The sequence below is a fragment of the Providencia sp. PROV109 genome, assembly GCF_033681625.1.
GTDB classification, from domain to species: Bacteria; Pseudomonadota; Gammaproteobacteria; order Enterobacterales; family Enterobacteriaceae; genus Providencia; species Providencia hangzhouensis.
Map to the genome: position 1 here is coordinate 782774 of NZ_CP096320.1, position 14742 is coordinate 797515.

The 14742-nt window shown below is 39.8% G+C and carries 9 protein-coding genes and 1 pseudogene; 6 read left to right on the plus strand and 4 right to left on the minus strand.

Going from position 1 to position 14742, the window contains the following annotated elements; genetic code table 11:
• The first annotated feature begins 182 nt into the window (after positions 1-182).
• The 4 genes from exbB to yedF all read left to right on the plus strand — a co-directional run bounded on the left by exbB (position 183) and on the right by yedF (position 4542).
• A complete protein-coding gene (exbB, locus tag M1F25_RS03490; protein ID WP_004905606.1) occupies positions 183-1127 on the plus strand; it encodes a tonB-system energizer ExbB in 945 nt (314 codons plus the stop codon).
• A 5-nt stretch (positions 1128-1132) separates the two neighbouring features.
• On the plus strand, positions 1133-1561 hold the full coding sequence (exbD, locus tag M1F25_RS03495; protein ID WP_094961939.1) for a TonB system transport protein ExbD: 429 nt from the start codon (positions 1133-1135) through the stop codon (positions 1559-1561).
• Between the two features lie 1530 nt (positions 1562-3091).
• The gene (yedE, locus tag M1F25_RS03500; RefSeq protein ID WP_181489295.1) at positions 3092-4306 is read left to right on the plus strand and encodes a selenium metabolism membrane protein YedE/FdhT; all 1215 of its coding nucleotides are present in this window, start codon (positions 3092-3094) and stop codon (positions 4304-4306) included.
• Positions 4303-4542 carry a sulfurtransferase-like selenium metabolism protein YedF gene (yedF, locus tag M1F25_RS03505; protein ID WP_004905598.1) on the plus strand — a complete coding sequence of 80 codons (240 nt, stop codon included), beginning with the start codon at positions 4303-4305 and terminating at the stop codon, positions 4540-4542. The genes yedE and yedF overlap by 4 nt, the downstream gene beginning before the upstream one ends.
• Before the next feature lie 813 nt (positions 4543-5355).
• Here the strand turns inward: yedF and M1F25_RS03510 are convergent.
• Both M1F25_RS03510 and rdgC read right to left on the minus strand, forming a co-directional pair.
• On the minus strand, positions 5356-5871 hold the full coding sequence (locus M1F25_RS03510; protein ID WP_004905596.1) for a GNAT family N-acetyltransferase: 516 nt from the start codon (positions 5869-5871) through the stop codon (positions 5356-5358).
• A gap of 236 nt (positions 5872-6107) precedes the next feature.
• A complete protein-coding gene (gene rdgC / locus M1F25_RS03515) occupies positions 6108-7013 on the minus strand; it encodes a recombination-associated protein RdgC (protein WP_004905595.1) in 906 nt (301 codons plus the stop codon).
• A 203-nt stretch (positions 7014-7216) separates the two neighbouring features.
• Here rdgC and mak point away from each other — a divergent pair, with 203 nt between their 5' ends.
• Both mak and M1F25_RS03525 read left to right on the plus strand, forming a co-directional pair.
• Positions 7217-8122, plus strand: coding sequence for a fructokinase (gene mak, locus M1F25_RS03520; protein WP_180312364.1), 906 nt, complete (start codon positions 7217-7219; stop codon positions 8120-8122).
• 916 nt (positions 8123-9038) lie between these two features.
• A pseudogene (locus M1F25_RS03525) lies at positions 9039-10253 on the plus strand (bifunctional 2',3'-cyclic-nucleotide 2'-phosphodiesterase/3'-nucleotidase); the annotation flags it as partial.
• Here the strand turns inward: M1F25_RS03525 and M1F25_RS03530 are convergent.
• The gene (locus M1F25_RS03530; protein WP_318836622.1) at positions 10210-13389 is read right to left on the minus strand and encodes an AAA family ATPase; all 3180 of its coding nucleotides are present in this window, start codon (positions 13387-13389) and stop codon (positions 10210-10212) included. The pseudogene M1F25_RS03525 and the gene M1F25_RS03530 sit on opposite strands and share 44 nt — an antisense overlap.
• 1 nt (position 13390) lies before the next feature.
• Positions 13391-14605: an exonuclease subunit SbcD gene (gene sbcD / locus M1F25_RS03535; protein WP_181489303.1), complete on the minus strand. Its 1215-nt coding sequence runs from the start codon at positions 14603-14605 to the stop codon at positions 13391-13393.
• Positions 14606-14742 lie beyond the last annotated feature (137 nt).

Consider the following 14742-nt stretch of genomic DNA (forward strand, 5'->3'; position numbering starts at 1 on the left):
ATCGCGAATACTAATGATAATTACTATCAATTCGCGCTGTGTTTGATATCATCAGCACCGTCTTTTTGAAAAGAGACGGACAGCGCGAGTCAAATTTCGCTTTTAAAGGTTAGTCGATGAATGGCACAATCATCGATATGAATTTTATTATACAACACTAAAAAGAGAGTAAAGGCCAACTGATGCGTAAACTAACAGCTTCTATTCTATTGGCGTTCGGCTTGATGGGTACGGCAGTCGCTGAAACCACACCTGCAACAACACCAGCTGCGTCTCAAAACACACCATCAACACAACCGGCAGTAAATTCAGCCGCACCAACAACAACGACACCAAGTGCTGAAGTTGCATCAGTACCTGCTGAGCCTGCGCAAGGCGAAGCCGTGAACACAACAGTTGTTAATGAAAATATTGAAATTGCAACAGAAGCACCGACAGGGGGTTTTGATCAAGACTTATCTGTTTGGGGAATGTACCAAAATGCAGATAACGTGGTTAAAACCGTTATGATTGGTTTGGTGATTGCTTCTGTCATTACATGGGCTCTATTTTTCTCAAAAGGTTTGGAAATATTAGTCGCTCGTCGCCGCTTAAAAGCAGAAGCAAAAGCGATTGCTGAGGTGAAGTCACTTGATGAGGCGGTCAGTATCGCAGAAGGCTTCAAAGCAAATAGCATTACACGTATGTTATTAAATGAAGCTGTTACTGAGCGGGCTTTATCAGCCAATAGCTCTGATTTATCAGGCACAAAAGAGCGCACATCATTCCGTTTAGAAAGAGCTGTTGCTGCGATTAGCCGTTATATGGGGCGTGGTAATGGCTATTTGGCGACTATTGGTGCGATTTCTCCATTTGTCGGTCTATTTGGGACTGTCTGGGGGATCATGAACAGCTTTATCGGGATTGCCCACTCGCAAACGACTAACCTCGCTGTTGTTGCCCCTGGTATTGCAGAAGCATTATTAGCGACAGCAATTGGTCTTATTGCCGCTATCCCTGCGGTTGTGATTTATAATATTTTTGCCCGTATGATCAACAACTATCGTGGTCAAGTAGGGGATGTCGCTGCTCAGTCCGCATTGTTACTGGGGCGTGATCTTGATCTGGCAAATAGCAAAGCAAGGTAATTATTATGGCAATGCGTTTAGGTGACGAACAAGACGATAGCGGTGAAATGCATGAAATTAACGTAACACCTTTTATTGATGTTATGTTGGTTTTATTGATTATCTTTATGGTTGCGGCACCATTGGCAACAGTTGATATTAAAGTCGACTTACCCGCCTCGACAGCGAAGCCGCAGCCGCGTCCTGAAAAACCTGTTTTTCTAACGGTTAAATCGGATAGCCAGCTTTTTATTGGTGACCAAGCTGTGACAAAGGAACAGCTTGCTTCTACACTTGACCAAGCAACGAGTTCCAATAAGGAAACAACAATCTTTTTCCAAGCGGACAAGAGTGTTGATTATGAAACTATGATGGATGTAATGAATGCATTGCGTCAATCAGGGTACTTGAAGATTGGTTTAGTGGGAATGGAAGCGACATCATCCTCAAAATAAGCTGATTAAGCCATATAAACGCGTTTTATCATTAAGGGTAAAACGCGTTTTTTTATGATCTAACCATACCACTAAGATAAGTTCGTGTCTTACTAACCTCCCTTAGGTACTATTTGTGAAAATCCAAGCGCATTTATTTATCTAATTAATTTTTTTTTAAAGAATTTTATTCTTATTTGACATTTTTTATTCGCAATTTGATAAGGTAGCTTGACCATTGTGCCCATTTTTTTACTCTATTTTGGATGTTTTCGCTTGTATTCCCGATAAGTAATAAAGATTTTCATTAGTTTTTATAATGAATTATTATGTGTTTTTCCTTTCTTATCATAGTAATTTCTATTGATATTACCTTTTTTTCTACCTACTCATTAGTCATATTGATTCATTTTTGTAGTTTTTTAATTTATAAATACGAGTTAAATGACCTATTAATTCTGGTTATTTTATCAATGACAATGCAATAATGATGTAAAACTTTATTAAAAATAAACCATGTTACCAATAAGGATTTATATAAGTATTATTTTTAATCTATTTTTGCATATTCCCTTATTAATAGGGCGGTTATTTAATAAAAGAGAGATTGGTCAAAAAATGATTGTTTATCATAGGTCTGGTTGTTTTTATTTTTAATTTTTAGGTTGATAAATCTTAATTACGTAAATACTACTAATAAATTATAATGAAAAATATGTTAATTTTATTAATGTTCAAAAAGTTTTATTATTCCAGGGAATATATTTTTAAAGCTAATTTATATATTTAATTAATATTAAATTTATTTTTAAATTTGAAATGAATTCTTTTTTATAAAAAATGTAAATTGTTTGTAATATCTTAACTATAGGTTAAATATTTTGCCTCATTCTTATGTTCTTGCTGTATCTTTTTGATTTAAATTGATTTTGTGTTTTATTCTGTATCTTGTCATGAAAATAAAAAAACACTTGCGCAACAAAAGTGTTGCGCTATAATGCAATCAATAACATTTAGAAACACTTTTAAATACTTTATTATACTGAGTTATCTATTTTTATAATTTACTTATGCTAGGGAATTAATAAGGCCAACACTAATTTGGGAATCATACAAAGTTAGTGAATATTTAGGTCTTAACATTAAAAATAGATATAGTTACTTAACAGTTAGCTCAGCTAAGTAAATGTATTTAGACCGTGATATAAGTGTTATTACTGGAGTCAAATGGGCTGACTACAGACTACGCATAGCAAGCGTCGCCGTAATACGGCAATTTCATATTATACTCTTCTATAGATAAAATAAGACTACACTTCCAGCGTTATCATTGAGATAGCGCTTTTTTTTTATTCCTAACTATCTCTTTAAATCTGGCTGTGCTCGAGATCAATTTGCCTCTCGTTTTATGATGAAATAACTTCACGAAAAAATTTATCGGAGTATGATGTTGCCACTTCGCTGTGGGGATCGATATAAATACTTATAACGATAATTATACAACGGCGAGTTTCTCTGCCAAGGTCTGGCGTGAATGAATTGGAAGTAACAATGACTTGGTCTGATTTTAAATCTCGCTATCTCATCGGTTTTTGGAAACCATTACCTGCAGTTATTGCCGCAGGTATCTTATCAACCTATTATTTTGGCTTGACTGGCACGTTTTGGGCAGTTACGGGTGAGTTTACGCGTTGGGGCGGGCACATCATGCAATTATTTGGCGCTGAACCAGAGACATGGGGCTATTTCAAAGTTATTGGTTTTGAAGGTACACCATTGGATCGCATTGATGGTGTGATGATTATTGGTATGTTTGCTGGGTGTTTTGCCGCTGCGTTATGGGCAAATAATATCAAATTACGAATGCCTCAGCACCGTATCCGTATTTTTCAAGCTATTTTGGGCGGTATTATCGCTGGATTTGGTGCTCGTTTGGCAATGGGGTGTAATTTAGCCGCATTCTTTACTGGGATCCCTCAATTCTCATTACACGCGTGGTACTTTGCTGTTGCTACTGCGGCAGGGTCATATTTTGGTGCGAAATTTACACTAATGCCAATGTTTCGCATCCCTGTGAAACTGAAAAAAGTCAGCACCGCATCGCCGTTAACACAAAATCATAATGTGGCGAAAAGACGCTTTAAACTAGGAATGATGATTTTCACATTAGCACTAGCTTGGGGTTTTTATACTTTATTAGACTCCCCTGTGATGGGTTTTGCTATCTTATGTGGTATTGGCTTCGGGTTACTGATTGAAAGAGCGCAAATTTGTTTTACCTCCGCATTCCGTGATCTGTGGATCACCGGACGCACACATATGGCCAAAGCTATCATTATTGGTATGGCAGTCAGTGCAATTGGTATCTTCAGCTATGTACAGTTAGGCGCAACGCCAAAAATTTTATGGGCTGGGCCGAATGCAGTGATTGGTGGATTACTGTTTGGCTTCGGTATTGTGCTCGCTGGTGGTTGTGAAACGGGCTGGATGTACCGTGCGGTCGAGGGCCAAGTCCATTATTGGTGGGTTGGTTTTGGTAATATCATTGGTGCTACGGTGCTGGCTTATTACTGGGATGATTTAGGTCCTTGGTTGGCGACTGATTTTGACAAAGTTAATTTACTTGAAACCTTTGGACCAGAAGGTGGATTGCTAGTCACTTATGGATTATTAGCGGTAGCATTTGTGTTGATGTTGGTCTGGGAAAAACATTTTTTCCGTAAACGTTCTCAAAAAGCATCTAATGTATCCGTGGAGGTAATATGAGTAATAAAGACATTATCCCTGATTATCGTTTAGATATGGTCGGAGAACCTTGCCCATATCCAGCAGTAGCAACACTAGAAGCAATGCCATCGTTGAAAAAAGGCGAAATATTAGAAGTGGTAAGTGATTGCCCGCAGTCGATTAATAATATTCCTCTAGATGCGAAAAACTACGGTTATACGGTGTTGGATATTCAGCAAGATGGGCCGACTATTCGTTATCTTATCCAAAAATAACGAATACGCGTCATATTTTGCACTGTCGCGGTGTTGGCTTCATGCGTTAGCCCTAGTCACATACTTGTGTATGCTCCTAGGTTCTAACTCATTTGCCGCCTTGCGACAGCACAAACTATTTAGCGTATTGGTATTGGTCATACTTCGCACTGTCGCGGTGTTGGCTTCATGCGTTAGCCCTAGTCACATACTTGTGTATGCTCCTAGGTTCTAACTCATTTGCCGCCTTGCGACAGCACAAACTATTTAGCGTATTGGTATTGGTCATACTTCGCACTGTCGCGGTGTTGGCTTCATGCGTTAGCCCTAGTCACATACTTGTGTATGCTCCTAGGTTCTAACTCATTTGCCGCCTTGCGACAGCACAAACTATTTAGCGTATTGGTATTGGTCATACTTCGCACTGTCGCGGTGTTGGCTTCATGCGTTAGCCCTAGTCACATACTTGTGTATGCTCCTAGGTTCTAACGCATTTGCCGCCTTGCGACAGCACAAACTATTTAGCGTATTGGTATTGGTCATACTTCGCACTGTCGCGGTGTTGGCTTCATGCGTTAGCCCTAGTCACATACTTGTGTATGCTCCTAGGTTCTAACTCATTTGCCGCCTTGCGACAGCACAAACTATTTAGCGTATTGGTATTGGTCATACTTCGCACTGTCGCGGTGTTGGCTTCATGCGTTAGCCCTAGTCACATACTTGTGTATGCTCCTAGGTTCTAACGCATTTGCCGCTTTGCGACAGCACAAACTATTTAGCGTATTGGTATTGGTCATACTTCGTGCTGTAGCGTTGTTGACTGCACTTATAGGCTTACTCTTCTTGTTCTTGCCAATTAGTAATATCTAGGACCAGCTCGCATTCATCATCCATATAAGCGCCTGTTGGTACAAAACCAAGTTTTTTGTAGAACTCAAATGGGCTTTCTTCCCCTTCACCACAGCTATTATAAAGGCGTGGGTATCCTTTTCTTTTTAAATAATGGATGACTTGAACTAGGGCTTCACGGCCGAATCCCAGCTTTTGGTAGGGTTCAGCAATCATAAAACGCCAAAGCATAATACCGTTATATTCTAATTCATCATCATCTAACCCAGAATGCAGCATGATGAAACCGACAGGGACATCATCGGCGTAAATGCCTCGATACCATGCGCAATCAGAAAACTGGGCTTCCACCATGGAATAGGCATTGTCAGCCACCATATTACGTTGTGCTTCACTAAGCGTATGACTTAGTAAGCAAATTTCAGAAAAATTATCGGCGGTGACTTTTTGTAGGGTAACCAGTGAATTTTCATCTAATTCAGGTTCGATGAGCTCTTTCATAACATTTCCTTCGACAGAATATTGACCATAATCATCAGTGATGGGCTATTTTTATTATTGTTGTTGAACATAATTAAATATTAGAAATTTGCGATATGGATATAAATCAATCAACCAGAGATTTCACTACCAGTCAATGACTTAATTGTGGCTATGTAAGCGGGATCTAAAAAGTGATGGCAACTTACTTAAGTGTGAGTTGCCATTGTGAGGGCGATAGAGGGGATAGAAACAAATTAGTGCTCGGCTTCGCCACCTAATACATCAATCAAGCGAGCGATTAATGCACTAAGTTCACCTGTCATTAATACGTAATCAGCATCAAATTTTTGCGCGTAGTCTTCTTTAGCGATGTCGTCATTTTGGTCTTTTAATGTATCGCTAAATTTGAGGCGCTTCAGGGAACCATCATCAGATAACATGAACTGGATACGCTCTTCCCAATCCAAGGCCAGTTTGGTAACGAGTTTACCGGCTTCAATGTGGGTGGCGATTTCATCAGAAATGAGTTCTTGCTTCTTACAGCGGATAATACCACCTTCTTCTAAGATAGCTTTTAGCTCCGCTTCATCCATGACGGCAAAACCTTGTGGTAATGAGCCCGAACGGATCCATTCAGTGAGTGTTAGCTCTATTGGGTCTTTAAAAGTCAGAGGGACGACAGGTAAGGAACCTAAGCTTTTGCGGAGTAAGGCTAAATTGTCTTCAGCGCGTTTTGCACTTGCGGCATCAACAATAATTAATTGATTTACTGTATCAATCCAAATGTAGGTTTTACTGAATTTACTGAATGCACGAGGAAGGAGTGAGTGAACAACTTCATCTTTTAGTGAATCTTTTTCTGTTTTCTTCAGCTTACGGCCTTGGTCAGCTTCCAATTTTTCGATTTTATCCTGCAATTCTTGCTTAATTACAGGAGATGGCAGCATTTTTTCTTCTTTTTTAGCACAGATAAGAATTTGGTTACCCGCTGCATGTGTCAATGCATCACCACCATTCATAGGGGAAACCCAGCCAGTTTGCATCATATCTTGGCTACCACAAGGGTGATAGGCGAGGGCGGCAAGCTGTTTCTCTAAATCATCTGCGGAGAGTGCCAAATCCCGATTCAGGCGATAGACCAATATATTCTTGAACCACATGAAAAACCTACCTTTGTTAATAAATAGCCAGTTAGAGCAGGGGGCTATGATAGCGAATTGTCTGTTATTAAGCGAAAAAAAATGCGCTGTCGTTGAGGGCTGCTATCATTTCATTAGTTAACTATTGATAATACCCCTCAAAGCAAGCCATGATAGCTATAGAAGCCCTGACATAAAAACTTTAAATAGTAGAGAACATCATAATGAGAATAGGTATTGACCTTGGTGGAACCAAAATTGAAGTTATTGCATTAGATGACAGTGGCAATACTTTGTTTCGTAAACGTATTCCAACACCTCGTGGTGATTATGATGCGACACTTAAAGCGATAGCAAGTTTAGTGGCAGATGCAGAAACGGCGACTGGGTTGTCAGGTAGTGTTGGTGTGGGGATCCCTGGAACTTTGTCTCCTGTGACTGGTAAAGTTAAAAATGCCAATTCCACATGGCTTAATGGTAAACCGTTTGATGCCGATTTAAGTCATCTATTAAACCGTGAAGTAAAAATGGCGAATGACGCTAATTGCCTAGCTGTTTCAGAAGCGGTTGATGGTGCAGGAGCGGGTGAGAAGGTCGTGTTTGCTGTTATTATCGGAACCGGTTGTGGTGCAGGAATTGCGATAAATGGGCAAGTGCATTCGGGGGGAAATGGCGTTGCAGGGGAATGGGGGCATAACCCTTTACCATGGCAAGATGAGCAAGATAGGCAGTTTCTAGTATCAGAAAGCTGTTATTGCGGGCTGACGGGTTGCACCGAATTGTTTGTTTCAGGTACAGGGTTTATGGCGGATTACGCAAAAATGTCAGGAAGCCAAAAAACGGGGATGGAAATTGTTGCATTAGCTCAAACAGGTGATAAGCATGCCACCATTGCACTGGAAAATTACCTTAATCGCCTTGCAAAAGCCCTCGGACAAGCCATTAATATGTTAGACCCAGATGTGATAGTGCTAGGGGGCGGAATGAGTAATGTTGATTGCCTCTATGAAGAGCTACCAAAGCGTATTCGTCAGTGGGTGTTTGGTAGGGAGTGTGATACACCGATTCGTAAGGCGGTGCATGGCGATTCGAGTGGGGTTCGCGGAGCTGCTTGGTTGTTTTCGTCCTAATTTACGTTGTCGCGGTGTTGGCTTCATTCGGCTACTCGGGTCACATACTTGTGTATGCTCCCCGAGATACCCTCTTTTGCCGCCTAGCGACAACGTAAATTAGTTAGAAAATAGAGCCTGTGAGATGGTCGCGGTGTTGGCTTCATTCGGCTACTCGGGTCACATACTTGTGTATGCTCCCCCGAGATACCCTCTTTTGCCGCCTAGCGACAACGTAAATTAGTTAGAAAATAGAGCCTGTGAGATGGTCGCGGTGTTGGCTTCATTCGGCTACTCGGGTCACATACTTGTGTATGCTCCCCGAGATACTCTCTTTTGCCGCCTTGCCTCAACTCGAATTATTTAGAAAAAATACTTGGTTTCTAATCAAATGAAAGTTCTTTAGGAAAAATACTTAATTTCTAATCAAATGAAAAATATGTATAAACTAATGATTAAATAATCATCTTTTATTTCTTAAATTAAATTTAGATTAATTGAAAATAATTTGATAGATATATTTATAGAATAAAAAGGATAAGTAAAAATAAAGGTGCTTTCTTGGCTAAATAAAGCACAGAAATTTAAGTTAAATAAGTTTCTTTAATACTCAGTGATATAAATCACAGTTCTTTTTTTCCTACGAAAAATATTCACAACTCCTCAATGGAATAAGTTGAGTTAATTAAGGTGAATTCGTCATCATTAATTCATTTTTGTGAGCTATATAAAAATCAAGCCTAATAAAAAGATGAAAACCGTGATTTAGTCACAAAAAATGGTTACTGTTTGCAGTGTATTATCATTAAAAATTGACGTCATGCACATAGTGTAAAATTTTAACGCTAACTTTGTTGTTTATTTGTTCAATTTTACAGGGTAGGTACTCAGATTTGAGAGGCAATTTTCTCTCAATAATAGCAACTAAGGGGATTACATGAATAAAGTATTAAAACTTTCAACACTTGCTATGTTAGTCGCATTTAATGCGAACGCAGCAACAGTTGATTTACGCGTAATGGAAACATCGGATGTTCACAGCAACCTCATTGATTTTGACTATTATAGAGACAAGCCGACAGAGCAATTTGGTTACGTTCGTACCGCGACATTAATTAAAGCCGCTAAACAAGAAGCGACAAACTCAGTATTAGTGGACAACGGAGATTTAATCCAAGGTAGCCCATTAGCAGACTATATAGTAGGTGAAGGTTTAAAAGACGGTGAATCTCACCCTGCACATAAACTTTTAAATACTATGGGTTACACCGTAGGTAACTTCGGTAACCATGAGTTTAACTTTGGATTAGAATTCTTACATAAAGCCATTGATGGCGCAAAATTCCCATACATTAACGCCAATATTATTGATGCGAAAACGGGGAAAAACTACTTTAACCCATACATTATTGTAGATACACCGGTTAAAGATAGAGATGGTAAAACGCACACTATCAAAATTGGTTACATTGGCTTTGTTCCCCCACAAATTCTTATTTGGGATAAACCAAATTTAGAAGGCAAAGTTTTAGTTAATGACATTACTGAAACTGCGAAAAAATTTGTACCACAAATGAAAAAAGAAGGTGCGGATTTAGTTGTTGCTATTCCTCACTCTGGTTTTTCTCAAGAGCCATATAAAGCAATGGCTGAAAACTCAGTTTATTACCTCAGTGAAGTCCCAGGTATCGACGCTATCATGTTTGGCCACTCACACGGCGTGTTCCCTAGCAAAGATTTCAGCGATATCAAAGGTGTTGATATTGCAAAAGGAACAGTTAATGGTGTACCTGCGGTTATGCCAGGCCAGTGGGGTGATCATTTAGGTGTGGTTGATTTAGTGGTCAATAATGATGATGGCGCATGGAAAGTGGTTGATGCAACAGCTCATGCACGCCCTGTCTATGATAAACCAAATAAGAAAGCCTTGGTTGAGCGCGATGGCGACCTAGCAAAAATTATTGAACAAGAACACCAAGATACTCGTAAATTTGTCGGAAAACATATCGGTAAAGCATCCGAAAATATGTACAGCTATTTAGCATTGGTTCAAAGCGACCCAACTGTACAAATCGTGAATGATGCTCAAATCGATTACACCAAAAACTTTATTCAAGGTGACCCTGACCTCGCAGATTTACCAGTTCTTGCAGTAAATCTTGTTGCTGATGGCGCAGTTGCTTATCTGCACTGAGTTGGTTAATTATCTGGCCTTGCTTTTGGTTTATTTGCTTAATTTCTTCATCAAGTTGAGTGACTACTGTTTGTAATTGTGTTTCAGTAAGCGCCGAAAAATCAGCAATGCGTTGTTGATTCAGTGCTTCAATCGCCTGTAGCCCCTCTTTATAACGTGTTTCACACTGAATACGAGCTTGGTTTATGCGCTGTTTTAGCTCTTCTAATTGTTGCTTTTCTTCGTGGCTTATTAACGCATCAAGAAAGGCTTGTTGATGGCTAAATGGGCTATCTGTAAGTGATTGAGTGAACAGAATATTAGCTTGTTTTTGTGCCAGTTTTGTTTTTTCACTGGCGTCAATGAGCTCTTGATAGCTTCCATTCATTGAGGCGATAGCTTTATCAATCTCATTGAGTTGTTTACTTAATTGTTCCTGAGTTTGGAAAAGCATGGTTTGTTTATCATTCAATTTCTGAATGAATTGGCTGATAGCTAAACCAGAAAGCTGTGTTTTCCGTTGCGCTATTTTTTGCTCTAAATCTAGCTCAATTTGTTTAAGACGATTTCTTTCTTGTTCAATTTGTTGAGTGAGAATACGGAGTTGTGCTGACTCAACTTTTAATGTGGCAGTATTGACTTCAATTTGTTGGCTAAGTGTTTGCACCGCCATTTTTTGGTTATTAAAGCGCTCACTTCGCTGAGTAACTTCGCGAAACCATTCATCAAACTTATCTTTATCTGGCGCGCTTAAGTTAAATGGATTTAGGGTGGATTGCCATTGCTCTATTTGTATCTGTTTACGCTGTTGGAGCTGATTATGTTCTTTTTGGAGCTCATCAAGTTGTTGCGTTTGGTTTTTTAAACGCTCTTCGACTAATAACAGTTCTGATTGCAGCTGTGTAAAGCTAGCTTGTTGTTCATGTAAATGATGTTTGGCTTGCTGATATTCACGTTCTAGAGCCGCCATATCCGCCACTATTCTCTGTTGCGTAGCTAATTGATCCGTTAATTGATTAACTAAGATGGTGACGGCTTGCTCATTTTGGGCTAACTCAGGAGTGAGTGCTTGCTCACATGTCTTTTGCCACTGTTGGTTAAAAGCATCGAATTGTTCATTGGTTTGCTGTTGTTGCTGTAAGTTTTCGTTCTGACGTTGTTTTTGTGTGTGAAGTTGTGATTCTAACTGAGCTTGTTGCTGTTTTAATTGGTCGAGTTTATCTGTTAGTTCAATGAGTTGTTGCTGCGTTTCACTGAGATGGATTGATTGATAATCGTTAACTGCAGGGTGCTCTGTTGCACCACATAATGGGCAGGGGTTACCTGCTATGAGTTGCTGGCGCTCATGCTCTAGGCTGACAATTTTTTGTTCTAATTGTAATTTATCATTGGTTAGTTTGACGCGTGGGGCTAACTCATTAATACGTGTCAGGGCAATGCTCAACTCTTTTTGCGTCGCAGTGATACTTTGTGCTAATTCAGCATCTTTTTGAATTTCTTTCTGTTTTTGTGTTTGAGTATTAAGGCATTGAGATAATATTAGGGGTAATAACTTGGCATGCTGTAATCGAGCTTGTAGCTGTTCAATGTGTTGGTTGATGGTCTTAACATCATGTTTTTCTTGATTTTGTTTGTAGGTTTCTTCTTGTTTTTTGAATGCGTCGGTGCTGCGCTCTAACTCGAGACATTTTTGGGATAATTTTTCAGTTTGCAGCTGTTGTTGTCGCTGTAACTGTGCGACGCCATTTGAAAGTATTTGTTGTTTATTGTGCAAATTCGCCAGTTTGTCGGCTAATTCGAAAATAAAATAACCTTGTTGTTGCCAACTACCTATTTGGGAACTCAGTTCAGCGTCTTTTGGGTGCGCTTCTAGGAATTGGTTGTGTTTCTTTAACTCAATGTGAGCATTTTGGATCTGATTCTGTGTCTCATTAACTAAGTGTTGTTTTTGCTGAAGAGTTTTGTACTGTTGCTCAATTTGCTGCGTAATTTCAGACTGCTGCTGTTTCAATTGTGCAATTTGGTTATCCAGAGGCCTGACAGTTTCATCAATCAATTGATGTTGTTGTTTGGCGAAATCAAGGTGTTGTTGATACTCGGATTGTGATTTCAACAACTTCTCTTGCAGTGGGGCACGTTCAGCTTGCTGAGTTTGCAAGCTAAGTTGCAAACGTTGTTGTTTATTCGTGTATTCAGTGAGTCGCTGTTGCTGGCGTTCAACTTCCTGCCATAACGGGCGAAGGGATTCCGCAGGAGCGCTGTCCGCCAACCGTTTCAACTGAGGCTGTGCGGCTTGGAACTCAAGCTCGTTTTTTTTAAGCTCATCATCAAGTGATTGCATGCGCTGGGTGAGTTGGTGATATTGTTGCCACCAATTAACCCCTTGTTGGTGGCGAGCCCGCTGTTGCTTGGTTTGAGTCTCTTGTTCAAGTAAATGGCTTTGTTGTGCCAATAACTCTTGATGCTCTGCTTCAGTGAGTAAATTAATGCTTTGTGCTTTCGCTTTTAGCAAATCTAAGTCAATTTTGGCTTGCTTGTGTTGATTAAAAACATAAATTGAAATTTGGCTATAAATTTCTGTGCCTGTAATTTCTTCAAGTAAATCAGCGCGTTCTTTCTCTGAAGCATTTAAAAACGCAGCAAAATCACCTTGAGAGAGTAAAATTGATTTAGTAAAACGCTCATAATCAAGCCCAGTTATTTGTGCTACTAATTCCTTTATCTCTGTGATTTTTACGGTCAATATTTTACCATCAGTAACCGTTGCAAGTTCCGCCTTAGGCTGTTGTAAATTGCCGTCAGGTTTTCCTCCTGCTCGTCTTTGGCTCCAAAAGGCACGATAAGCTTTGCCTTTGACCTCAAACTCCACCTCCGCAAGGCATTCCCCAGTGTGGCGAGTCATCAGTTCATTTTGTGCGTTAGAAATGGTTTTTAAACGCGGTGTTCGGTGATAAAGCGCGAGGCAAATTGCATCCAATAAAGTGGTTTTCCCTGCACCTGTGGCACCTGTAATGGCAAATAGCCCATTGCTAGCAAATGGCTCTTCAGTGAAATCAATTTTCCATTCACCTCTAAGGGAGTTAATATTTTTTAAACGTAAACTTAAAATCTTCATATTAACTTTCCTTGCTCATTTGTAATGCATCATAAGATTGTTGAAATAGCTGCACTAGGCGCTGTTCACGCTCAGGATCTTCTAATGACTCTTGGGCAAGGCGACGTAAAAAAACGTCTTCTACGGTGAGTTCACTTAATGTTTCATTGGTCAAGGTTTGGTTTTGTCCCTGTATTTGCTTGCGTGCACGGCGTAGTATCACGACGTCGACAGGGAGCTCTTGTGTCAATGCTTCAATACGTTGTTGGATATCGGCGAGGTAATCTTGTGAAGCGACTTCAATGTCAAGCCAAACTGGTTTATCACCTTGGTAATCTTTCCATATCTCTAATTGCTGTTCTATTTGGCTTAAGGAACCTTTAATGCTTTGTAATGGCTGAATAATGGGGATTTCCAAGGGGGTAATTTGAGTTAATTTACTTCCAGTGAATTCAATAAGGCAGACACTTTTTTGTTGCGTTGTTTCGTCAAAACTTAATGCAATAGGTGAACCGCAGTAGCGAATATTTTCTTGTCCTCCAATCACTTGGGGGCGATGAATATGGCCAAGGGCAATATAGTCAGCAGGGGGAAAGGCCCCAGAAGGAAACGCATCTAACGTACCAATATAAATGTCTCTCACAGAGTCAGTTAAGGCTGCGCCGACAACGGTTAAATGGCCAGTTGCAATAATTGGGATATCCAACCCTAAAGCGGCTCGTTGTTCTAGTGCGAGTTGGTAGCTGGCTTGGTAATGATCATGAATAGCGCTTTGTAGTGAGCGTTGTTTCTCTTCAATATCTTGCCCTGCGATACTCAGTTGAATATCCCGAGGACGTAAAAAAGGAATGGCACAAACTAAGCCGATAGGTTGCGCTTGTTTATTCACTAATGTAATAACATGCGGCTCACTTCCAGATGTAATGACTTGTGTATTCAAGTAACGAAGTAGAGCACTTGACTCATTGAGTACAGAAACAGAGTCGTGATTACCGCTTAAAATAACCAGTTGGCAACCTGTTTTTTGTAAGTCGACAATAAATTTGTTGTACAGCTCACGTGCATAGCTCGGTGGTGAACCTGTATCAAATATATCACCTGCAACGATGACGGCATCAACATGGTGTAGTTCTACTTGCTCAACTAGCCAATTTAAGAAATGTTGGTGCTCAGGCGCACGGCTTTTGGTAAAAAAATACTGACCAAGGTGCCAGTCTGAGGTATGAATAATGCGCATGAGTTATCAATTCCTATCATCAATAATGAGCATGAACGTTCGATAATGAGAGTATACCTGATCCATATAATGGGTGAGGGGTGTTTGTGACTTTATTACCATGTTGCGGAAATATTTCACTTAAATGACATTTAACC